The sequence below is a fragment of the Streptomyces sp. Ag109_O5-10 genome, from assembly GCF_900105755.1.
GTDB lineage: Bacteria > Actinomycetota > Actinomycetes > Streptomycetales > Streptomycetaceae > Streptomyces.
Genome location: NZ_FNTQ01000001.1, coordinates 2,037,195 through 2,056,603, shown reverse-complemented (window position 1 = coordinate 2,056,603; position 19,409 = coordinate 2,037,195). Strand labels below are relative to the sequence as shown.

General features: G+C 72.5%; 18 protein-coding genes. 8 read left to right on the top strand and 10 right to left on the bottom strand.

The features are described from left to right. Nucleotides 1–24: 24 nt before the first annotated feature. The 5 genes from BLW82_RS09460 (at nt 25) to BLW82_RS09440 (ending at nt 6,731) form a co-directional block, all read left to right on the top strand. Nucleotides 25–1,290 carry a sensor histidine kinase gene (locus BLW82_RS09460; RefSeq protein WP_093507958.1) on the top strand — a complete coding sequence of 422 codons (1,266 nt, stop codon included), beginning with the start codon at nt 25–27 and terminating at the stop codon, nt 1,288–1,290. Continuing rightward, nucleotides 1,287–1,955 (top strand): response regulator, encoded by a 669-nt coding sequence (locus BLW82_RS09455; RefSeq protein WP_093498361.1) that lies wholly within the window; start codon nt 1,287–1,289, stop codon nt 1,953–1,955. Before BLW82_RS09460 ends, BLW82_RS09455 begins: the two co-directional genes overlap by 4 nt. A 145-nt stretch (nt 1,956–2,100) precedes the next feature. After that, a complete protein-coding gene (locus tag BLW82_RS09450; protein WP_093498360.1) occupies nt 2,101–3,597 on the top strand; it encodes a hypothetical protein in 1,497 nt (498 codons plus the stop codon). Beyond that, nucleotides 3,594–4,535, top strand: a complete 942-nt coding sequence (locus tag BLW82_RS09445) for a lysylphosphatidylglycerol synthase domain-containing protein (RefSeq protein WP_093498359.1) — start codon at nt 3,594–3,596, stop codon at nt 4,533–4,535. The genes BLW82_RS09450 and BLW82_RS09445 overlap by 4 nt, the downstream gene beginning before the upstream one ends. Before the next feature lie 432 nt (nt 4,536–4,967). Continuing rightward, complete coding sequence (locus BLW82_RS09440) at nt 4,968–6,731, top strand: hypothetical protein (RefSeq protein WP_371131318.1); 1,764 nt, start codon at nt 4,968–4,970, stop codon at nt 6,729–6,731. A gap of 69 nt (nt 6,732–6,800) precedes the next feature. Here BLW82_RS09440 and BLW82_RS09435 read toward each other — a convergent pair whose 3' ends face one another. The 9 genes from BLW82_RS09435 to BLW82_RS09395 all read right to left on the bottom strand — a co-directional run bounded on the left by BLW82_RS09435 (nt 6,801) and on the right by BLW82_RS09395 (nt 16,441). Further along, complete coding sequence (locus BLW82_RS09435; protein WP_093498358.1) at nt 6,801–8,615, bottom strand: FAD-dependent oxidoreductase; 1,815 nt, start codon at nt 8,613–8,615, stop codon at nt 6,801–6,803. Further along, nucleotides 8,615–8,878, bottom strand: a complete 264-nt coding sequence (locus BLW82_RS09430; protein WP_093507956.1) for a UBP-type zinc finger domain-containing protein — start codon at nt 8,876–8,878, stop codon at nt 8,615–8,617. Before BLW82_RS09430 ends, BLW82_RS09435 begins: the two co-directional genes overlap by 1 nt. 5 nt (nt 8,879–8,883) lie before the next feature. Next, a complete protein-coding gene (gene trxA, locus BLW82_RS09425; protein WP_093498357.1) occupies nt 8,884–9,330 on the bottom strand; it encodes a thioredoxin in 447 nt (148 codons plus the stop codon). Continuing rightward, complete coding sequence (gene clpB, locus BLW82_RS09420; RefSeq protein WP_093498356.1) at nt 9,327–11,966, bottom strand: ATP-dependent chaperone ClpB; 2,640 nt, start codon at nt 11,964–11,966, stop codon at nt 9,327–9,329. The genes trxA and clpB overlap by 4 nt, the downstream gene beginning before the upstream one ends. Next, nucleotides 11,957–12,364: a chaperone modulator CbpM gene (locus tag BLW82_RS09415; protein ID WP_093498355.1), complete on the bottom strand. Its 408-nt coding sequence runs from the start codon at nt 12,362–12,364 to the stop codon at nt 11,957–11,959. The genes clpB and BLW82_RS09415 overlap by 10 nt, the downstream gene beginning before the upstream one ends. Further along, nucleotides 12,361–13,311 carry a DnaJ C-terminal domain-containing protein gene (locus BLW82_RS09410; protein ID WP_093498354.1) on the bottom strand — a complete coding sequence of 317 codons (951 nt, stop codon included), beginning with the start codon at nt 13,309–13,311 and terminating at the stop codon, nt 12,361–12,363. The genes BLW82_RS09415 and BLW82_RS09410 overlap by 4 nt, the downstream gene beginning before the upstream one ends. A gap of 6 nt (nt 13,312–13,317) precedes the next feature. Next, complete coding sequence (gene grpE / locus BLW82_RS09405; RefSeq protein ID WP_093498353.1) at nt 13,318–13,926, bottom strand: nucleotide exchange factor GrpE; 609 nt, start codon at nt 13,924–13,926, stop codon at nt 13,318–13,320. Nucleotides 13,927–13,934: 8 nt separating this feature from the next. Further along, nucleotides 13,935–15,836 carry a molecular chaperone DnaK gene (dnaK, locus tag BLW82_RS09400; RefSeq protein ID WP_093498352.1) on the bottom strand — a complete coding sequence of 634 codons (1,902 nt, stop codon included), beginning with the start codon at nt 15,834–15,836 and terminating at the stop codon, nt 13,935–13,937. Nucleotides 15,837–15,919: 83 nt separating this feature from the next. Then, nucleotides 15,920–16,441, bottom strand: a complete 522-nt coding sequence (locus tag BLW82_RS09395) for a YflT domain-containing protein (protein ID WP_177232894.1) — start codon at nt 16,439–16,441, stop codon at nt 15,920–15,922. 488 nt (nt 16,442–16,929) lie between these two features. On the opposite strand from BLW82_RS09395, the gene BLW82_RS09390 reads away from it, so the two are divergent. Both BLW82_RS09390 and BLW82_RS44350 read left to right on the top strand, forming a co-directional pair. Continuing rightward, nucleotides 16,930–17,592 (top strand): SDR family oxidoreductase, encoded by a 663-nt coding sequence (locus tag BLW82_RS09390; protein ID WP_093498351.1) that lies wholly within the window; start codon nt 16,930–16,932, stop codon nt 17,590–17,592. A 146-nt stretch (nt 17,593–17,738) separates the two neighbouring features. Continuing rightward, nucleotides 17,739–17,903: a hypothetical protein gene (locus BLW82_RS44350; protein ID WP_177232893.1), complete on the top strand. Its 165-nt coding sequence runs from the start codon at nt 17,739–17,741 to the stop codon at nt 17,901–17,903. On the opposite strand, the gene BLW82_RS09385 is transcribed toward BLW82_RS44350, so the two are convergent. Continuing rightward, entirely contained in the window at nt 17,900–18,124 is a 225-nt protein-coding gene (locus tag BLW82_RS09385) for a hypothetical protein (protein WP_093498350.1), read from the bottom strand. The genes BLW82_RS44350 and BLW82_RS09385 overlap by 4 nt on opposite strands. 507 nt (nt 18,125–18,631) lie before the next feature. On the opposite strand from BLW82_RS09385, the gene BLW82_RS09380 reads away from it, so the two are divergent. Further along, nucleotides 18,632–19,330 carry an HAD family hydrolase gene (locus BLW82_RS09380; protein WP_093507954.1) on the top strand — a complete coding sequence of 233 codons (699 nt, stop codon included), beginning with the start codon at nt 18,632–18,634 and terminating at the stop codon, nt 19,328–19,330. Nucleotides 19,331–19,409 lie beyond the last annotated feature (79 nt).

Sequence of the window (19,409 nt, the reverse complement as noted above, 5' to 3'; positions counted from 1 at the left end):
GTGATCACTGACGACGTCAGCGGGATGGGACCGCTGGTCGCCCGGTTCGCCCGGGCCGGCCAGCGGCTCCGCCAGGCGGACCGGGCCCGCCCGTGGGTGCTGGACACCGCGGTGGTGGTGCTGGTCCTGCTGATGTTCTGTCTGCCGGACCTGCTGCACCACGGCGGCGCGGTGGACGGGGACGGGGATGACCGGCACAGGTTCCGGTTCGCCTTCACCCAGCTCCCCCTGGCGGCCGTGCTGGCCCTGCAGGCCGGTCTGGTGCTGCCGTTGCTGTGGCGGCGGCGCCGGCCCCTGGCGGCCTTCGGCGCCATCGCCGCGGTCTTCGTCCTGCAGTGGTCGCTGGATGCCGTGCTGCGCGCGGACGTCGCCCTCTTCGTCGCCCTGTACAGCCTGGCCCTGCACGGGCAGCTGCGCAGGCTGCCGTGGGCCTGCGCGGTCATGGCCGCGGGGATGGTGCTGGTCGCGGTCCGGGTCTCGCCGGCCGTGTCCGTCTGGGACGCCCTGTTCTTCCTGCTGAGCACGGCGACCGCGGCCCTGGCCGTCGGCCTGATGGTGCGGACCCGGCGGGCCCAGCTCGCGGGGCTGCGGGAGCGGGCGGCGCGGCTGGAGACGGAACGCGACCAGCGCATCAGACTCGCGACGGCGACGGAACGCGCCCGGGTGGCGCGTGAGATGCACGACATCGTCGGCCACAACCTGTCCGTCATCATCACCCTCGCCGACGCCGGCGCGTACGCCACCGACACCGCTCCCGAACGCGGCAAGGAGGCCCTCCAGCTCATCGGCGACACCGGCCGCACCGCCCTCGGCGAGCTGCGCCGGGTGCTCGGCGTCCTGCGCGAGGCGTCGGACGGTGTCCGCCGGGCGCCCGAACTCAGCCCTCAGCCGGGCCTCGCGGACATCGAGACGCTGTGCGACGGCGTACGCACCGCAGGGCTTGAGATCGTCTACCGCACCGTCGGCGAGGTGGACGCCCTGGACCGCGGGATGCAGCTGACGGTCTACCGCATCGTCCAGGAAGCCCTGACCAACACCCTGAAGCACGCCGGTGCCGGCACCCAGGTGAACCTGACGGTCGTCGTCGGGGACGAGCGGCTCGTCATCCGGATCCGGGACAACGGCCCGGCCGGACCGGCCGGCCCACGGAACGAGGAAGGACACGGACTGGTGGGCATGCGCGAACGAGCGGCGCTGTACGGAGGGACCGTGAGCGCCGGACCCGCGGCCGACGGGGGCTGGGCCGTGCAGGCCGTCCTCGACCTGACACCGCAGGGAGGCGCCCGGTGACCACGGTGCTCGTCGTCGACGACCAGCAGCTGCAGCGCTACGGCTTTCGGGTGCTGCTCGACTCCATGCCCGAGACGGAGGTGGTCGGCGAGGCCGCGAACGGCGCCGAGGCCGTCCGCAGGACCGCCGAACTCCGTCCCGACGTCGTGCTGATGGACGTACGGATGCCCGGCATGGACGGCATCGAGGCGACCCGCCGGATCGCCGGGGCCGGGGGGCGGTCCCGGGTCCTGGTGCTGACCACCTTCGACATCGACGAGTACGTGCATGCCGCCCTGCGGGCCGGCGCCAGCGGTTTCCTCCTCAAGGACGCACGCCCCGACGAGCTCCTCGCCGGGATCCGAGCGGTCGCCGGAGGTGACGCGGTGATCGCGCCGGCGCTCACCCGCCGCATCCTGGACGAGTACGCCCGGCACGTGCCGGCCGACAGGGGCGACGCGGGCGAGGACCCGCGCCTGGCCTCCCTCACCGAACGCGAGCGTGAGATCCTCGTCGCCATCGGCAAGGGCTGGACCAACGGTGAGATCGCCGCTCGCTTCGTCGTGGCCGAGTCCACGGTGAAGACGCACGTGGGCCGGGTCCTGGCCAAGATCGGCGCCCGCGACCGCGTCCAGGCCGTGATCTTCGCCTACGACCAGGGAATCGCCCGCCCCGGTGCCGGCTGACGGGAACGGGGCGGGCCGAGCGGAACGGCCGTCTTCTCACCTCCCTCTCACCCTACAGACCGTAGGGTGGGATGCCCTCCCGCGCGTTGGAGGAGGAGCCGGCCCCGCGGCCGGTTCGACGGAGTGCGACGACGAGAGGCACACGATGACCGAGGGCCCGAACGCCACGACGAGCGGCGTCCCCCGCCTCGGCCTCCCCGCGCGGGGCGTCCGGACCCGCCGCCCCCGGGGCGAGCCCCGGCTCGGGGCCGTGGCTGCCGCCTTCACGCTCGCCCAGATCGTCCTCGTACGGCCGGACTTCGGTCTCGGCTGGGACGAGACCGTCTACGTCAGCCAGGTCAGCGGTCACGTTCCCGCCGCCTACTTCAGCGCGCCCCGCTCCCGCGGCATCTCACTCCTCGTCGCGCCGGTCGCGTCGTGGTCCGACTCCACCGTCCTGCTCCGGATCTACCTGGCCGTCCTGTCCGGCCTCGTCCTCTACCTCGCCCTGCGCGTCTGGCGAGGCCACCTCGGGCCCGGCGTCCTGGCCCTGGCCGGCGCCCTGTTCGCCTCGCTGTGGGTGACGCTGTTCTACGGTTCCGAGGCCATGCCCAACTACTGGGTCGCCATCGGCGCCCTGGCCTGCGTCGGCTGCTTCCTGCGGGCCCGCGCGAACGCCCGCGACCGGGCGGCCTGGTGGGGGGTGTTCGCGGGCGCGGCACTGATGGCGTGGATGCGCCCGATGGACGCGGTCTACGTCGTACTGCCCCTGCTCGTGCTCTCCGTGCGTCGGCCGCGGCTGCTCGTCGTGCTCGGCATGGGCCTGGCGGCCGGTGCAGGCGAGTGGGTGATCGAGGCGTACACGAGCTACGGCGGCCTCGCCCAGCGCCTGTCCGCCGCCTCCGCCATCCAGGGCGGACTCGGCTGGCACCTCGCGGTGGCCGACCAACTGCGCAGTCTCGGCGGACGTACGCTGTGCCGGCCCTGCACCGGAGCGGCCCCCGGCCCCGTGGTGACGTTGTGGTGGTTCGTGCTGCCGCTCCTCGCCGTGCTGGGAGCGGTGGCCGCCGTGCGCGCCCGGCGCGCGCTGCCCGTGCTGCTGCCACTGGCGTGCGCGGTCACGGCTGCCGTCCCCTACCTGTTCCTCATCGGCTACGCGGCCCCCCGCTTCCTGCTGCCCGCCTACGCCCTGCTCGCCCTGCCCGTCGCCCACGGCCTCGCCCACCTGGTCACCGCCCCGGCCGGCCGGACGGCTCGCACCGTCGCCGTCGGACTGGTGGCGATCGGTGTGGCCGGTCACCTGGCCGTGCAGTACGTCGTCCTGGAGCACACGGTCGACAGCTCCGCGGCCTCCCGCGCCGAGTGGTCCCGCACCGCCGCCGCCCTCCGCACGCTCGGTGTACGGCAGCCCTGCCTGCTCAGCGGGTACGACGCCGTGCCGATCGCGTTCTACTCCGGCTGCGGCTCCGCCCAGACGGCGGGACACGACGCCAGCACCACCGTGGCCGAACTGGGCCGCGCCGCTCACCGCACGTCCTTCGCCGTCCTCGCTCCACCGGAGGGCCGCCCGCCCGCCTACGCGCGCACCTGGCCCGCGGAACAGGCCGGCGGTCTTCGGGCGTACGTGGCGCCCGGTGCACGGCAGGCAGGGGGACCGAGGTGACCGCTGCCGAGAGCCTGCCGATCACTGTGGGCAGGCGCCCGTACGTCCAGCTGGGCATCACCCTGCTCGCGCTCGCCGCCGCCGGCTGGGTGCTCGCCGCGCACCGGGCCGCGCTGGACAGCGGCACCGACCGGCTGGCCGCCGCCGACCGGGAGTGGCTGGTGCTCGCCTGCCTCGCCGCGATGGGCACCTGGGTGTGCGCAGCCGTCGCACAGCAGGGGGCGGTGCTCGAACGGCTGCCCAGGGGGCGGCTGGTGGCGGCGCAGTTCGCGGCCGGCGCCGCCAACCACCTGCTTCCGGCGGGGGCCGGAGCGACGGTGGTCAACCTGCGGTTCCTGAGGCGGTGCGGGCTGTCCACCCGGCGCTCGGCGACCGCGCTGGCGGTGAAGGCGGCCGTCGGCGGATCGGTGCGGTGTGTGCTGGGGGTGGCCCTGCTGGTCGCCTCGCCCGGCACGGTCCCTGGCTCCGCGCGGGGGGTCCCACATCTCCTGGTCCTGCTCCCGGTGGCGGCCGCGGCCGTCGTCCTGGCGGTTGCGGTCAGCGGCCGCCTCAGACGACTGGTGGCCCGGTCCTTCGCCGACGTGCGGGACGTGCACCGGTGCCGAGCGCGGGCCTGTGCGCTGTGGGGCGGGTCGGTCGCGTTCGCTCTGCTGCATGCCGCTGTGGTCCTCGCCGTGACCCACGCGATCGGCCTCGGTCTCCCCGCAAACCGCGTGGTCATGGCCTACCTGGTCGCCAGTGGTGCGGCAGCGCTGCTGCCGACGCCGGGCGGGCTGGGGTCTCTGGACGCCGCGCTCGCCCTCACGCTCACGGCGGCGGGCGCGCCGGGCGCGGCGGCGGTGACGGCGGTCCTCGGCTACCGCCTGCTGACCGGGTGGCTGCCATTGGCCCCCGGACTCCTGGTCCTTGCGCTGCTGGCCCGCCGCTCGGCCCTGTGAGCCGGCGAGGTGGTCGTCGTACCCGGGTACTCCGCGTACTCCGCCTGGCCCCGAATCGGTCGAACTCCTCGGCCCGCAGAGGGACTTCGGAACCGGGCGGGGCGCAGCGCCGGGCCGTCGCGCCGACGGCCGGATCGCCCGTCCGCACCGGCTCCCGGGGCTGCACGGCTGACCCTGCTGTCCGCCCGGCGGCGGTAAGAGACGGGTGTCTTACCGGTGGGTGGTTTCACGCGAACCGCTTACCGACTACGTCCTTGTAGACGCCAGGTGAACTGGAGATGATCGAGACGGGGCGCCCCTGCGTCCCTGCCCTGAACGACGGGAGCGTGACCTCCGTGCCGGGGCGGTCGGACGAGCCTCCGGCCCGGCGGAACCGGCCGGCCCAACCCCTGCGGTCGCCGCCCGGCGGGGACGAGGCAGAGGAGACAGATCTTGACGGACACCCATAGGGGCGGAACGGGCGTCGAGATCCGTCCTCGTACCGCGGCGCACCTGGCGGCACCGCCCGCTGCCCGGGCCCCGGCCCTCGGCCTCCCGGACGCCGCACCCCAGCAGTGGCACCGGGGCATGACCCTGCTGGCCGCGATCAGCCTGTTCATCGGCACACGCGCCGCCTGGACGACCGCGATGGCCTCGCGTCCACCGGTGGCCGCCGTCATCTCCGTCTGCTACGCCTCGATCCTCGTCTGTGCCGTCCTCGCCCTCCTCGTACCGAGCCGACGGGGCCTGATCAGGGTCGACGCGGCGGTACTGGTCACCGCCGTCGCACTGGTGATCTGCGGCTACCTGCTCGACCACGCGGGCGCGGACGAAGCCGCGCTGACCTCCCAGGCCGCGGACCAGATCCTGCACGGCCGTCCGGTCTACGGCCGATCGTGGCCCTGGTTGTTCGGCACACACGGGGTCGGGATCACCAAGACCATGTCCGGCGGCGCCGACTACACGTACGGCTACCCTCCGCTGACCGCCCTGCTGGCCGCACCGGTGTACGCCGTCCTCCACTCGACGGCAGCCGCGACCGTGGTCCCCACCGCCGCGCTGCTGGCCTCCTCGGTCCTGCTGTGGTTCCTGCTGCCGGCGCCCTGGCGCTCCGCCGGCACGGCCGTCTGCCTCGGCTTCGGCCTCCTGCCCCACTACGCCTACGCCGGCTACCCGGCCGTCACGGCCCTCGCCCTGCTCGTCCCCGTCGTGGTCCGCTGGCCCCGCACGGGCGAGCGCGGCCTCCTCGGACCAGGGGGCGTCCTGCGCGCCGCCTGCCTGGGGGCCGCCTGCGCCGCCCAGCAACTCGCCTGGTTCCTCGCCCCGTTCCTCCTGATCGGCCTCTACGCCGTCCGGCGCGGTGAACTCGGCCCCCGGCGCGCCCTCGTCGTCACCGCCCGCTACACGGCCACCGCCGCCCTCGCCTGGTCCGCGGCCAACGCGTACTTCGCCGTCCAGGACTTTCCGGCCTGGCTGAACGGAATCCTGCTGCCACTGGAGCAGAAGGCGATCCTGCACGGCCAGGGCGTGATGGGCATCTCCTACTACTTCACCGACGGCAGCAGCCGCCTCGACTACTACTCCTACGGCAGCCAACTGCTCCTGCTCGGCCTCCTCGCGGCCACCCTCCTGTTCGTCCGCCGGCTGGGCCCGGCCCTCACCGTCCTGCCGTGGCTCGCGTTCTACCTCGCCACCCGCTCCCAGGACGGCTACTTCCTGATGATGACCCCGCTGTGGCTGGCGGCCGCCGCCACCGTCCCGGCCGCCGCGTTCGCCACCGCCTGGCAGCCACGCCTGCCCCGCCTCATCCGCCGCCGCGCCAAGGCCGTCGTCGCGGCCGGCCTGCTCGCCCCCGCCCTCGCGTGCGTCGCGATCGCCGCCGCGAGCCCGCCGCCGCTGCGCATGAGCCTCGCGCCGCACTTCGCGGAACGTGGCGCACACGTCGAGGTCACCGCCATCGACGTCCGGGCCGTCAACACCACCGGTACGTCACTTCAGCCGCACTTCGCGAGCCGCACCGGCCAGGGCGCCTCCGACTGGTGGACGATCGTCTCGGGACCGGCCGTACTGGGCCCGCACGCCTCCGCCGACTACCGGGTGGAACCCGAGGGCGGCTTCGGCGAGATGCCCCGCGGCCACGGGCCGGGCAGCTCCCTCATCGCCGTCACCGGCACCCCGATGACGATCACTTCCGCCCGCATTCCCGCCGGAAGCTGAGGGCGCGTCAGCCGCGGAGAACGACGCCGGCCGCCCCCACCGGGTGGCGCCGGACAGGGGCGCCATGCGTCATGCGAGCCACGCGGACTCCTTGTGACGTATGCGTGGGGAGACGTCCGAGTGGCCCGCGACAGCCGGCGTGCCCGTGGTGCCGGGTGCGGCCGAGTGTCCCAGGTGCCGGTGCACGAAGTGGATGGCCATCGCGCCCTCACCGGCCGCGGAGGCCACTCGCTTCACCGAACCGCTGCGGACGTCCCCTACCGCGAAGACCCCGGGGAGGCTGGCCTCCAGGGTCATGCACGGGCGTCCGCGGTCCTGCCACACCTCGGGGGAGGCACAGGCTTCCTGGGCCTCCGGCCCGGTGAGGACGAAGCCGCGGGAGTCGAGGGCGACGACGCCGGCGAGCCACTCGGTGTGGGGGTCCGCGCCGGTGAAGACGAACAGGCTCCGTGCCGCGAGCCGGCGGTGCTCACCCGTGCGGTTGTCGACCACGTCGAGTTCCTCCAGCTCTTCCTCGCCGATGACCTCGGTGACCTCGGTGTGCAGCATGACCTCCACCCGCGGATGGCGCTCGACCTGGTCGATCAGGTAGCGCGACATGCTGGCCTCAAGGCTGTCTCCTCGGACCAGCAGGTACACCTTCGGCGCGTACCCGGCGAGGAACAGCACCGCCTGGCCCGCCGAGTTGCCTCCGCCGACGACGGCCACCGGGTCGCTGCGGCACTGCTGGGCCTCGTAGACGGTCGCCGAGTAGTGCACGCTCGTTCCCTCCAGGCGTTCGATGCCGGGCACCTGGAGCCTGCGGTAGCGGGCACCCGTGGCCAGGACGACGGCGCGGGCGGCGATCTCGCTGCCGTCGGCGAACGTCACGACGTAGTGGTCGTCGTCCTTGGCATGGAGACCGGTCGCCTCCAGCGGAAGGCTGATCCCGGCGCCGAACTTGTCGGCCTGGAGCACGGCGCGTTCGGTGAGCTCGGCGCCCGAGATGCCGGACGGGAAGCCGAGCAGATTCTCGATGCGGGACGACGTGCCGGCCTGGCCGCCGGTGGCCATCGCCTCCACCACCGTGGTGCTCAGGCCCTCGGAGGCGGCGTACACCGCGGCAGCGAGGCCGCCCGGTCCGGAGCCTACGATGAGGACGTCGCGGTGACGGTTTCCGGCGGGCAGGGACGGCAGGCCGATGAGCCGGGCCAGTTCCGCGTTGCTGGGATTGCGCAACAGGGTGGTGTCCCGCCAGATGACGAGCGGTGTCTCCGCCGGGCCGACGCCGAAGCGGCGCAGCAGTTCCTCGGCCTCCTCGTCGGTCTCCAGGTCGATCCACCGGTGCGGCAGCCGGTTGCGGACGGCGAACTCGCGCAGCCGCCTGGTGTCGGGCGAGTAGCGCGAGCCGACGATGCGGAAGCCGGCGCCCTGTCCGACGAGGAGCGCGCGACGGCCCAGACAGGCGCGCAGCACGACGTCTCCGATGCTGGAGTCCTGGGACACCAGGTGGCGCAACTGGTCCAGGGGAACGACGAGGACCTCGCCGGGCTCCTTGGCGACAGCGGTGTAGAAGGCCACCTGTCCGTACAGCAGGCCGAGTTCGCCGATGAAGCGCCCGGGGCCGTGCACGCGCAGCAGGTGCTCCTCGGGAGTGCCGTAGTCCTCGATGACGGCGACGGAACCGCTGAGGACGACGAAGAACGTCTCGCAGCGCTCCCCCTCCCGGATCAGCACGTCGTCCGGCGCCATGCTCCGGCGTTGCCCGTGCTCCTCCAGACGTGCGATCTGGTCCTCCGTGAGGCGCGGGTACGCGCCGTAGATGTCCGGGGTCTCCCAGAAGGCGGCCTTGCCCGTTTCCTGCGGCGCCGGTTCCGCGCCCGGCAGCGCCTGGTCGCCGGACATCAGACGAACGCCTCGTGAACGTAGCACCAGCGCCAGTCCTCGCCGGGCTGGAACGACTGCACGATCGGATGCGCGACGACAGCCGCGTGCTTGCGCGCGTGCTTGTTCGGCGAGGAGTCGCAGCAGCCGACGTGTCCGCAGGTCAGGCAGAGCCTCAGGTGGACCCATGGGGAGCCGAGCATCAGACACTCCTGACACCCTTCGGGGGTCAGCGGCTGGACCGGCCGGACAAGCGCGAGGTGGGGATCTGCGTGCAGGGTCATCCGGATCACTCTTTCCGGGCGGTGATCGACTGTTCCACCCACTGGCGCAGAACGGGGGCGGGCGCCGCCCCCGCCTGCCGGGCGACCGTCGCGCCCTTGTCGAGGATCACCAGTGTCGGTACGGCCTGGACCTCGAAACGCTGCGACAGGCGCGGGTTCTTGTCGACGTCGACCTTGACGAGTTTGATGCGGCCCGCGAGGTCGGTGGCGACCTTCTCCAGCGCGGGGCTGACCATGCGGCAGGGGCCGCACCAGGTGGCCCACAGGTCGACCACGACGGGGACGTCGGCCCGCTCGGCGACCTCGGTGAAGTCGTCGTCGCCCGCGTCCACCATCCACGGTAGGGGCTGCTTGCAGTGGCCGCACTTGGGGCGGCCCTCCGCGGCCACGGGCACCCGGTTGGTGCGCCCGCAGTGCGGACATCTGACGGTCGTCGCCTGCATCGTGCTCATGCCGCCCGCGCTCCCTTCACGTCCTCGGGCTGGTCGTAGGTGACGACCAGCTCTCCGTGTTCGGCGTCGACGCGGACCGTCGCGCCGTCCTGGACGTCACCGCGCAGCAGGGCGCGTCCGACCATCGTCTCGACCTCGTGGGAGATGTAGCGGCGCAGCGGCCGGGCCCCGTACACCGGGTCGTAGCCCTGGTGCGCGATCACCTTACGGGCTGCTTCGGTGAGTTCGACGGTGATGCGGCGTTCGGCGAGGCGGCGGCGCAGTTCGTCGAACTGCAGCTCCACGATCCGCTCGATCTGCCGCTCGCCCAGCGGCTTGAACAGCACGATGTCGTCGACGCGGTTGAGGAACTCCGGGCGGAAGTGTCCGCGCAGCTCGCCCATCACCAGGGCGCGGGCGTCCGGCTTGATCTCGCCCTCGGCGGTGGCGCCGTCGAGGAGGTGCTCGGAGCCGATGTTGGACGTCATGATGATCACGGTGTTGCGGAAGTCGACGGTGCGGCCCTGGGAGTCGGTGATGCGGCCGTCGTCGAGGACCTGCAGCAGGGTGTTGAAGACGTCGGTGTGCGCCTTCTCGATCTCGTCGAACAGCACGACCGAGTACGGCTTGCGGCGTACGGCCTCGGTGAGCTGGCCGCCTTCCTCGTAGCCGATGTATCCGGGCGGTGCGCCCATGAGCCGGCTGACGGTGTGCCGTTCCTGGTACTCGCTCATGTCGAGGCGGACCATGTTGTCCTCGGAGTCGAACAGGGCCGCCGCGAGGGTCTTGGCCAGCTCGGTCTTCCCGACGCCGGTGGGGCCGAGGAAGATGAACGAGCCGATGGGGCGGCGCGGGTCGCGGATGCCGGAGCGGGCGCGGATGATGGCGTCGGCGACGAGTTTGACGGCCTCGTCCTGGCCGATGACGCGCTCGCGCAGGATCTCGTCGAGTCGCAGCAGCTTCTCGCGTTCGCCCTCCTGGAGACGGGCGACGGGGATGCCGGTCCAGGCGGCGACGATCTCGGCGATCTCCTCCTCGGTGACGACCTCGCGCAGCAGCCGGTTCTGCCCCTGCTTGGCGGCCAGTTGCTCCTCCTCGGCCGCCAGCCGGCGCTCCAGGTCCTGGAGGCGGCCGTAGCGGAGTTCGGCGGCGCGGTTGAGGTCGTAGGCGCGTTCTGCCTCCTCCGCCTCGTGGCGGACCTGCTCCAGTTCCTGGCGCAGCTCCTGCACGCGGCGGATGGCCTGCCGTTCGGCCTCCCACTGGGCGCGTTTGGCGTCGGCCTCGCCGCGCAGGTCGGCCAGTTCCCTGCGCAGTTCCTCCAGGCGGGTCTTGCTGGCGGCGTCGGTCTCCTTGGACAGGGCCGCCTCCTCGATCTCCAGGCGGGTGACGCGACGGGTGATCTCGTCGAGTTCGGCGGGCATCGAGTCGATCTCGGTACGCAGCCGGGCGCACGCCTCGTCGACGAGGTCGATGGCCTTGTCGGGCAGGAACCGGTCGGTGATGTAGCGGTGGCTGAGGGTGGCCGCGGAGACCAGCGCGGTGTCCTGGATCTTCACGCCGTGGAAGACCTCCAGGCGTTCGCGCAGGCCGCGCAGGATGGAGATGGTGTCCTCCACGCTCGGCTCGTCGACCAGGACCTGCTGGAAGCGGCGTTCGAGGGCGGCGTCCTTCTCGATGTGCTTGCGGTACTCGTCGAGGGTGGTGGCGCCGATCATGTGGAGTTCGCCGCGGGCGAGCATCGGCTTGAGCATGTTGCCCGCGTCCATGGCGCCTTCGGCGGCGCCCGCGCCGACGACGGTGTGGAGTTCGTCGACGAAGAGCAGGATGCGCCCCTGGGCGGCCTTCACCTCGGCCAGCACGGCCTTGAGGCGTTCCTCGAACTCGCCGCGGTACTTGGCGCCGGCGACCAGGGAGCCCATGTCGAGGGCGAACACCGTCTTGTCGCGCAGGCCCTCGGGGACGTCGCCGCGCACGATGCGCTGGGCCAGGCCCTCGACGATGGCGGTCTTGCCGACGCCGGGGTCGCCGATGAGAACGGGGTTGTTCTTGGTCTTGCGGCTGAGGATCTGGGTCACCCGGCGGATCTCCGCATCACGGCCGATGACCGGGTCCAGCCGCCCGGACCGGGCCTCCAGGACCAGGTCGCGGCCGTACTTCTCCAGAGCCTCATAGGCGACTTCGGGGTTGGCGGAGGTGACGCGCTGGTTGCCGCGGACCTGGGTGAGGACGCTCAGGAACGAATCCCGGGTCACGCCGTGCTCCTTGAGCAGGCGTCCGGCGGCGGTCGCCGAGCCCTCCTCGGCCAGGGCGAGCAGGAGGTGCTCCACGGACACGTACTCGTCCTTGAGGCGTTTGGCCTCCCGCTCGGCGGCATCGAACAGGCGGGACAGGCGCTGGGTGACGAAGACCTGGCCGGGTGCCGCGCCGGGGCCGGTGACCTTCGGGCGACGGGACAGCTCCTCGCGCACGGCCGCGCGCAGCTCCTTCGGCTCGGTGCCGGCCTGTTGCAGCAACCGTGGGATCAGGCCGTCCTCCTGATCGATGAGCGCGAGCAGCAGGTGTTCCCCGTCGACCTCGGTGTGCCCCATGCCGATGGCCGCGCTCTGGGCCTCCTGGAGGGCTTCCTGCGACTTCTGGGTGAGACGGTTCATGTCCATGGGGGTGTTTCACTCCTCGTGCCGCGGCCGCGCAGGGCGGCTTCGAGCAGGCTGATGCGGTCGAGCAGGTCGAGCACCAGGCCGATGGATGCGTAGTTGAGGCAGAGGCCGGCGCGCAGCCGCTGGATACGGGCGAGAACCGCCGGGGCCGAGGGGGCGAACACCAGCCGCCCCGCGGGGTCGCGTTCGGCGTCGACCAGCCCGAGGGCGACGAACCGGCGGATCAGATCGGGGTGGAGGCCCGAGCGAAGGGCCACGGCGGCCAGGGAGAGCCTGGGGACGGGCACGAGCGCGTACCGGACAGCCGTCGAGGCGGTGATGTCGACGCCCGTTCGGACCGGACGGGCGCCCACGGCGCTCCGGCCGATGCCTCCCGCTCCTGCGGGTCGGTCGTTCATCGCGTCCTCCTGGGGTCGAACGAGGAAGTGGCGGCGAGCTCCTCGAACAGTTCGCGCTCCCGGTCGCTGAGGACGGGAGGCACCATGACGCGGAGTTCGGCGTACAGGTCGCCGTTCGCGCCGCGCGGGTTCGGCATGCCCTCGCCGCGCAGCCGCAGCCGCCGGCCGCTGGACGAGCCCGCGGGCACCGTGACCTTGGCCGTGCCGCCGCCGGGCGTCGGCACCGGCACGGTCGCGCCCAGGGCCGCCTCCCACGGGGCGACCGGGACCTGGACGTGCACGTCACGGCCGTCCAGCCGGAACTGGGGGTGGGGCTGGATACGTACCCGCAGGTACAGGTCGCCCGCGGCGGCGTCACCGCTGCCCCGGCCACCCTCGCCCGCCAGCCGGATGCGCTGCCCGTCGGTGACGCCCGGCGGCACGTCGACCTCGTACCGCCGCGGCTGCCCGGTGGGGCCGGCGAGGGTGACGGTGCGACGGCCGCCTCGGTACGCCTCCTCGACGGTGAGCGGCAGTTCGGCCTCCTGGTCCGCTCCGGGGACGCCGCCTCGGCCGACGCCGCCTCCGAACATGGAGCCGAGCAGGTCCTCGATGTCGATGCCCTCCGCGCCGAAGCCGTCCCCGAAGCCGGTGGCGTACCGGACGCGAGGACCGCCACCGCCCGCGGTCCGACCGCGGAAGCCGCCGCCCGCTCCGGCCGCGACCCGCTCGTCGAAGTCCTCGGGGATCTTGCGGAAGTCCTCGCCGAAGCGGTCGTAGCGGGCTCGGGTCTTGGGATCGGACAGGACGCTGTATGCCTCGTTGAGGTCCTTGAAGCGTTCCTCCGCCGCGGGGTCCTTGTTGACGTCGGGGTGGTACTTGCGGGCGAGTTTCCGGTATGCCTGCTGGATCTCGTCCTGGCTCGCGGTCCGCGACACGCCCAGCACCTCGTAGAAGTCCCGTGCCATGACCGGTCACTCCCGCTTCGCGACCGTCACGGCGGCGGGCCTGAGCTGCCGTTCGCCGTCACCGTAGCCGGGGCGCAGCACCTCGACGACGGTGCCCGGTGGGGCGTCGGGGTCCTGGACGACGCCGACCACCTCGTGCCGGGCCGGGTCGAAGGGGACGCCGGTCTCCGCGTGCCGCGGGTAGCCGAGCAGTTCGAGGACGTTCACCGCTTGGTCGCGTACGGCTCGGATGCCCTCCACGATCGCGCCCGGATCGGCGCCGGCGTGGGTCAGGGCGAGTTCGAGGTTGTCGAGGACGGGCAGGAAGGCGGCCGCCGTGCGGGACCGCTCGACCGCCCGTTCGCGCTCCAGTTCCCTGGCGTGACGCTTGCGAAGGTTGTCGAGGTCGGCGAGTGCGCGCCGCCAGCGGTCCTCCAGTTCCCGGATCGCGGTCGTGTACTCGTCCTCGGCAGGCGTGGGGCCGGCGGCATCGGGTCCCGGTTCACCGTTCGCCGCTTCGGGCCGGGGCGGGCCCGGTCGGGGCAGATCCTCGCGAGGAGGAGGTCCGGCGCTTTCCGGGACCCGCACGTCCGGATCCGACGCGGCCCGGCCGGGTTCCTGAGGGTGGGCGGGCATGGCGCGCCTCAGCCCTTGTCGAACTCGGCGTCGATGACATCATCGGCACCGCGACCGTCGGTCGTGGGACCACCGGTGTCGGTGTCCTGGCCGGGACCGCCGCCCGTGGCGGAGGCGCCCTGATGGGATGCCAGCCCGGCGAGCACCTGCTGGAGTTCGGAGGTCAGAGGCCGCACGCGCTCCACGCCCGCCTCGTCCTTGACCGCCGCCCGGGCGTCGGCCACGAGCATCTCGGCGCGTGCCTTCTCGTGCGCGGGCGCCGCGTCGCCCAGTTCGGCGAGACGCTTCTCGACCTGGTACGCGACGGCGTCGAGTTCGTTGCGGGCGTCGACGGCCTCGCGGAGTGCCTGGTCCTGGCCCTGGTTGCGCTCGGCCTCCTGGACCATGCGTTCGACCTCGCTGCGGTCCAGGTTGGAGCTCTCGCTGATGGTGATGCCCTGTTCCTTGCCGGTGTCCCGGTCGCGGGCCTTGACGTCGAGGATGCCGTTGGCGTCGATGTCGAAGGTGACCTCGACCTGTGGTTCGCCCCGCGGCGCCTGCCGGATGTCGGTGAGCTGGAACCGGCCCAGCGCCCGGTTGTCGGCGGCGCGCTCGCGCTCGCCCTGGAGGACCACCACGTCGACGGCCGGCTGGTTGTCCTCGGCGGTGGAGAAGGTCTCGCTGCGGCGCACCGGGATGGTGGTGTTCCGCTCGACGATCTTCGTCATCACTCCGCCTCGCGTCTCCACGCCCAGCGACAGAGGTGTGACGTCGAGCAGCAGGACGTCCTTGACCTCGCCCTTGAGCACCCCGGCCTGGATCGCGGCGCCCAGGGCCACGACCTCGTCGGGGTTGACGCTCATGTTGGGTTCCTTGCCGCCGGTCAGCCGGCGGACCAGAGCCTGGACGGCGGGGATGCGGGTGGAACCGCCGACGAGGATGACCTCGTCGATGTCGTTTTCGCCGACCTTCGCGTCGGCCATCGCCTGCTCCACCGGTCCGAGGCAGCGCTCCACCAGGTCGCCGGTGATCTGCTCGAACGTGGACCGCATGATCGAGTCGGTGAGGTGCTTGGGGCCCGAGGCGTCGGCGGTGATGAACGGCAGGCTGACCTGAGTCTGCGTCACCGAACTGAGCTCGGTCTTGGCCTTCTCCGCCGCCTCGAACAGTCGTTGCAGCGCCTGCGGGTCCTTGCGCAGGTCGATGCCGTTGTCCTTCTGGAAGTCGTCCGCGAGGTAGTCCACCAGACGCCGGTCGAAGTCGTCGCCGCCCAGGTGGCTGTCGCCGGCGGTGGAGCGCACCTCCACCACGCCGTCGCCGACGTCGAGGATGCTCACGTCGAAGGTGCCGCCGCCCAGGTCGAAGACGAGGACGGTCTCGTGCTCCTTCTTGTCCATGCCGTACGCGAGGGCGGCCGCGGTCGGCTCGTTGATGATCCGCAGCACCTCCAGTCCGGCGATCCGTCCGGCGTCCTTGGTGGCGGTGCGCTGGGCGTCGTTGAAGTAGGCGGGCACCGTGATGACCGCCTCCGTGACCCGTTCGCCCAGCTGCTTGGACGCGTCGTCGGCGAGTTTGCGCAGCACCAGAGCGCTGATCTCCTCAGGTGCGTACAGCTTGTCGCGCACCTTGAAGCGGGCCGCCCCGCCCTCGCCCTCGACGACGTCGTACGCCACCGCCCTGGCCTCGTCGGAGACCTCGTCGAAGTGCCGGCCGATGAACCTCTTGGCCGAGTAGATGGTGCCCTTGGGGTTGAGGATCGCCTGGCGCCGGGCCAGCTGGCCCACCAGACGTTCCCCGGTGTCGGTGAAGGCCACCACGGACGGTGTCGTGCGGTTGCCCTCGCTGTTGGGCACGACGGACGGCTCGCCGCCCTCCCACACGGCGATCACCGAGTTGGTGGTGCCCAGGTCGATGCCCACTGCCTTGGCCATGAGGAACTCCTTCCGCGGCGGTCGACGTCCGTCGGCGACCGTTCTTCCTCCGGGCCCTGTGTCCGCCCGGCTTCGAAACTCGTTCAGCTGGGGGCGGGCCCGTTGCGCGGGCCCCTGGAGGAGGCGCTCGCCGTGTTCGTGCCGGCCCAGCTGTTCAGCCCGGCGACCAGCCGGGCGGCCTCATCGGCCACGTCCTCGTCCGCCACGACGTCGTACCGGCTGGGCTCGATCGAGCGGACCGACGCGAAGTCCCGGTGGCCGCCCTGCGCCGCGTACAGCAGCACGCCGAGCAGCGCACCGACGACCGCTCCGAAGATCAGCCCGTACAGGGCGAGGAGCAGACCGGAGACGACCGGGTTCAGCCAGTTCAGCAACCCGAAGATCCAGCCGATGAGTACGCCGGGCAGCGCTCCGGCGGCTGCGCCGTGGAAGGCGGCGTCGCCGTACCCCATTCGACCGATCACTTGTTCGACCAGGCGCATGTCCCGACCGATGATCGCGATCTTCTGGACGGGAAAGCCCTGGTCGACGAGGCGATCCACGGCGCGTTCGGCTTCCTGGTACGTGGAGTAGGAGGCAACGGCCCTGCGGGCCGGCTCGGTCATGGGCACTCCTTCCGCCGACGGACCGCCGAGCGGTCCCGACAGCCCCAGAGTGGCTGTTCGCCCGGTCACCCCGCCTGCTCCCGGCGGGTCGAAATGTGGCACCCGCGGTCGGTCTGCGAGGACAGGAGGCGGGACGAAGCCCCTTGCTCCCGGCGGGCTGCCTCTGGGACGTGCTTCTTGGGGGCCCGGAGAACACCGGGTTGCCGGCACGGCCGACCGCGAGGGGCTCTCTCTCCCCGCTTCGGCGCTCAGGAGGCGGGGCGGCATCCTGGACACCACCGCGCCTCGACGACACCGCGCCGAGGCGCGACCGCGGAAACCGGCGACCGGCCCCCGTGACCGGGCCGGTCGCCGCGCCGCTCCGGCCCGGTGGTCTCGCGCGCCGGCGCCGTGCGCGAGTGCGCCGACGTCACGGCAACCGCGGGACACGACTGCCGCGGCAGTCCCGCAGCCCGGCGTGAGCGGTGGCGTGTGGCAAGAATGATCCCATGCACACGGTGATCGCAGGTGGACACGGAAAGATCGCGCGCCGGCTGACCCGGCTGCTCTCGGCGCGCGGCGACAACGTCACAGGGCTGATCCGCAACCCGGCACACGCCGACGACCTGCGGGCGGACGGCGCGGAACCGGTGGTGTGCGATCTGGAGCAGGCCTCGGTGGACGAGGTGACCGGCCACCTCCGCGGCGCCGACGCGGCACTGTTCGCCGCGGGCGCCGGACCGGGCAGCGGCGCGGCTCGCAAGCAGACGGTGGACCGGAACGCGGCCATCCTCCTCGCCGACGCGGCCGAGCGCGCCGGGGTGCGCCGCTTCCTGGTGATCTCCGCGATGGGCGTGGACAGCCCGCCGCCGCCCGGCACGGACCCGGTGTTCGCCGCCTACCTGAAGGCCAAGGGCGAGGCGGACGCCGACATCGCCTCGCGCCCGGGACTCGACTGGACGATTCTGCGCCCGGGGATGCTGACCGACGCCCCCGGTAGCGGCCGCGTCCGGCTCGCCGAGCACACGGACCGCGGCCAGGTGCCCCGCGATGACGTGGCTGCGGTACTCGCCGCCCTGCTCCACGAGCCCAGGACCGCCGGGCGCATCCTCGAGCTGATCAGCGGGTCCACCCCGGTCGAGGAGGCGGTGCGCGCCGTGGCCGGCGGCTGACGCCGCACTCCGCGCTCCTCCGGGTGCGGGTGATTCCCCGCATCCAGGCGCTTGGATTTCTGTTCGAACGGTGCGGCCGCGGACGCCGCATCACGGCCTGAGAGGGGGAGGATGGAGGTGAGCGCCGCGACGGAAGGAGGCCCGTCATGAAATCCCGGTCCCCTGATTACGACGCGTGGTACTCGCGCACACCCTCGCAGGCCGAGGGCGAGCGGGACGAGCCGAGTGAGCGTGCCGCAACGGAACAGCACCCGGACGTCCCCCGGAGCGAGCCGTCCCAGGCGGAGGGCGAGCGGGGCGACGACGCCTAGCGCCAGTCGACGACGCCGTCGCCGGGGGCGGGTGGGGGTTGTGCGTTTTCCGCCGCTGTCACCGGTCCCCGGCCCGCCTGCCGTCGAGCGAGGCAGGCACGCTCGTCCGCTGGAGATGGCCGGTGCTCGCTCCACTCGTCCCGGTCGCCCAGGACGATGCGGCCCTCTTCGGTCAGTTCCTTGGCGTGGTCGAACGCCATCGCGTTCAGTTTCACCGTCATGGCCCCCCGACCCGTTGCCTGACGTCCAGCGGGTGCGGATCGTGCAGCTTCCGGTGGGTCGGTCACTCTGTGCCTGACCAGGAACCGCCGCGCAGCGGATCTGCGGCGGCGGCCGGTCGGCAGCCCGAGAACCGTCGGCTCGGCTGCGGTGTCTCGGCCCGCTGGGTCGATTGAGACCGCGTGATTTGGTCACCGTGCACCGATGCCGATCCCGCGCTCGGAGCACAGCATGTCGTTCACCGACCGTCGAGTCGACCGCAGCGCACCCCCACCGACGCCGGCCCCGAACATCGCCCGACCACTGAACGCCGAGGAGACCGGGTCCGCTACGGGCCCGCTGGTCGGCAGGCACCTGAACAGGCCGCCAGGGGCTCGCCCGGGGGTTCCGGCCCCTGCGTACCGCCTTGAACGGTCGTGGAGTTGCCGGGCGCAGGGCCGCCCTAGGTGCCTGTGACCCGCCGGCCCGCACCGGCGCTGACGCTGACGCTGACAGGAAGGATGCGGGAGATGTCCGAGGGTACGGCCACCCGGCCTGCGGCGTTCGTCTTCGACCTGGACGGGACCCTCGTCGACAGCGTCTACCAGCACGTCATCGCCTGGCAGCAGGCATTGAGCGAGATGGGCATCGGCCTGGCGGTCTGGCGGGTCCACCGGAGGATCGGGATGAGCGGTGGCCTGCTCGTGCGGGCCGTGATGCGCGAGACCGGCGTACGGCTGACGCCGAAGGAGGCCGATGAACTGCAGGGCGCCCACCACCGCCACTTCGAAGGCTGGACGAACGCCATCCGGCCGCTGCCAGGAGCCGCCGAACTGCTCCGGACGCTGACGGACCGCGGCGTGCCCTGGACGATCGCCACCAGCGCCCACAGGGACGACGCCACACCCATGTTCGAGAAACTCGCCGTGCCGCCTGAGGTGCCGACGGTCACCCGCGAGGGCGTCAGCCGCGCCAAACCCGACCCCGATCTGTTCCTGGCGGGCGCGGCGCGGCTCGGAGTCCCCGCCCGCGACTGTGTCGTCGTCGGAGACAGTGTGTGGGATCTGCTGGCCGCACGGCGGGCGGAGGCGCTCGGAGTGGGGCTGCTGTCCGGAGGTTACGGGCAGGACGAACTGGAGCGGGCCCAGGCGTTCCGGGTGTACGCCGACCCCCTCGACCTGCTGGAGCACATCGACGAACTCGGCGTCCGGGACGCGCACGGCGCCTGAGTGCGACGCCGTCCCGGGGCACTTCGTACCGGCTCGCGCATCCGTGGCGTTCCCGGAGAAGTCCGGCCGGCCGGGACAT

Coding starts and splice junctions, on each gene's coding strand:
- BLW82_RS44350 (WP_177232893.1), top strand. CDS start 17,739: ATGAAATCCCGGTCCCCTGATTACGACGCGTGGTACTCGCGCACACCC.
- clpB (WP_093498356.1), bottom strand. CDS start 11,966: ATGGACATGAACCGTCTCACCCAGAAGTCGCAGGAAGCCCTCCAGGAG.
- BLW82_RS09450 (WP_093498360.1), top strand. CDS start 2,101: ATGACCGAGGGCCCGAACGCCACGACGAGCGGCGTCCCCCGCCTCGGC.
- BLW82_RS09395 (WP_177232894.1), bottom strand. CDS start 16,441: ATGACCGAGCCGGCCCGCAGGGCCGTTGCCTCCTACTCCACGTACCAG.
- BLW82_RS09385 (WP_093498350.1), bottom strand. CDS start 18,124: ATGACGGTGAAACTGAACGCGATGGCGTTCGACCACGCCAAGGAACTG.
- BLW82_RS09390 (WP_093498351.1), top strand. CDS start 16,930: ATGCACACGGTGATCGCAGGTGGACACGGAAAGATCGCGCGCCGGCTG.
- BLW82_RS09380 (WP_093507954.1), top strand. CDS start 18,632: ATGTCCGAGGGTACGGCCACCCGGCCTGCGGCGTTCGTCTTCGACCTG.
- dnaK (WP_093498352.1), bottom strand. CDS start 15,836: ATGGCCAAGGCAGTGGGCATCGACCTGGGCACCACCAACTCGGTGATC.
- BLW82_RS09410 (WP_093498354.1), bottom strand. CDS start 13,311: ATGGCACGGGACTTCTACGAGGTGCTGGGCGTGTCGCGGACCGCGAGC.
- BLW82_RS09415 (WP_093498355.1), bottom strand. CDS start 12,364: ATGAACGACCGACCCGCAGGAGCGGGAGGCATCGGCCGGAGCGCCGTG.
- trxA (WP_093498357.1), bottom strand. CDS start 9,330: ATGAGCACGATGCAGGCGACGACCGTCAGATGTCCGCACTGCGGGCGC.
- BLW82_RS09460 (WP_093507958.1), top strand. CDS start 25: ATGGGACCGCTGGTCGCCCGGTTCGCCCGGGCCGGCCAGCGGCTCCGC.
- BLW82_RS09435 (WP_093498358.1), bottom strand. CDS start 8,615: ATGTCCGGCGACCAGGCGCTGCCGGGCGCGGAACCGGCGCCGCAGGAA.
- BLW82_RS09430 (WP_093507956.1), bottom strand. CDS start 8,878: ATGACCCTGCACGCAGATCCCCACCTCGCGCTTGTCCGGCCGGTCCAG.
- grpE (WP_093498353.1), bottom strand. CDS start 13,926: ATGCCCGCCCACCCTCAGGAACCCGGCCGGGCCGCGTCGGATCCGGAC.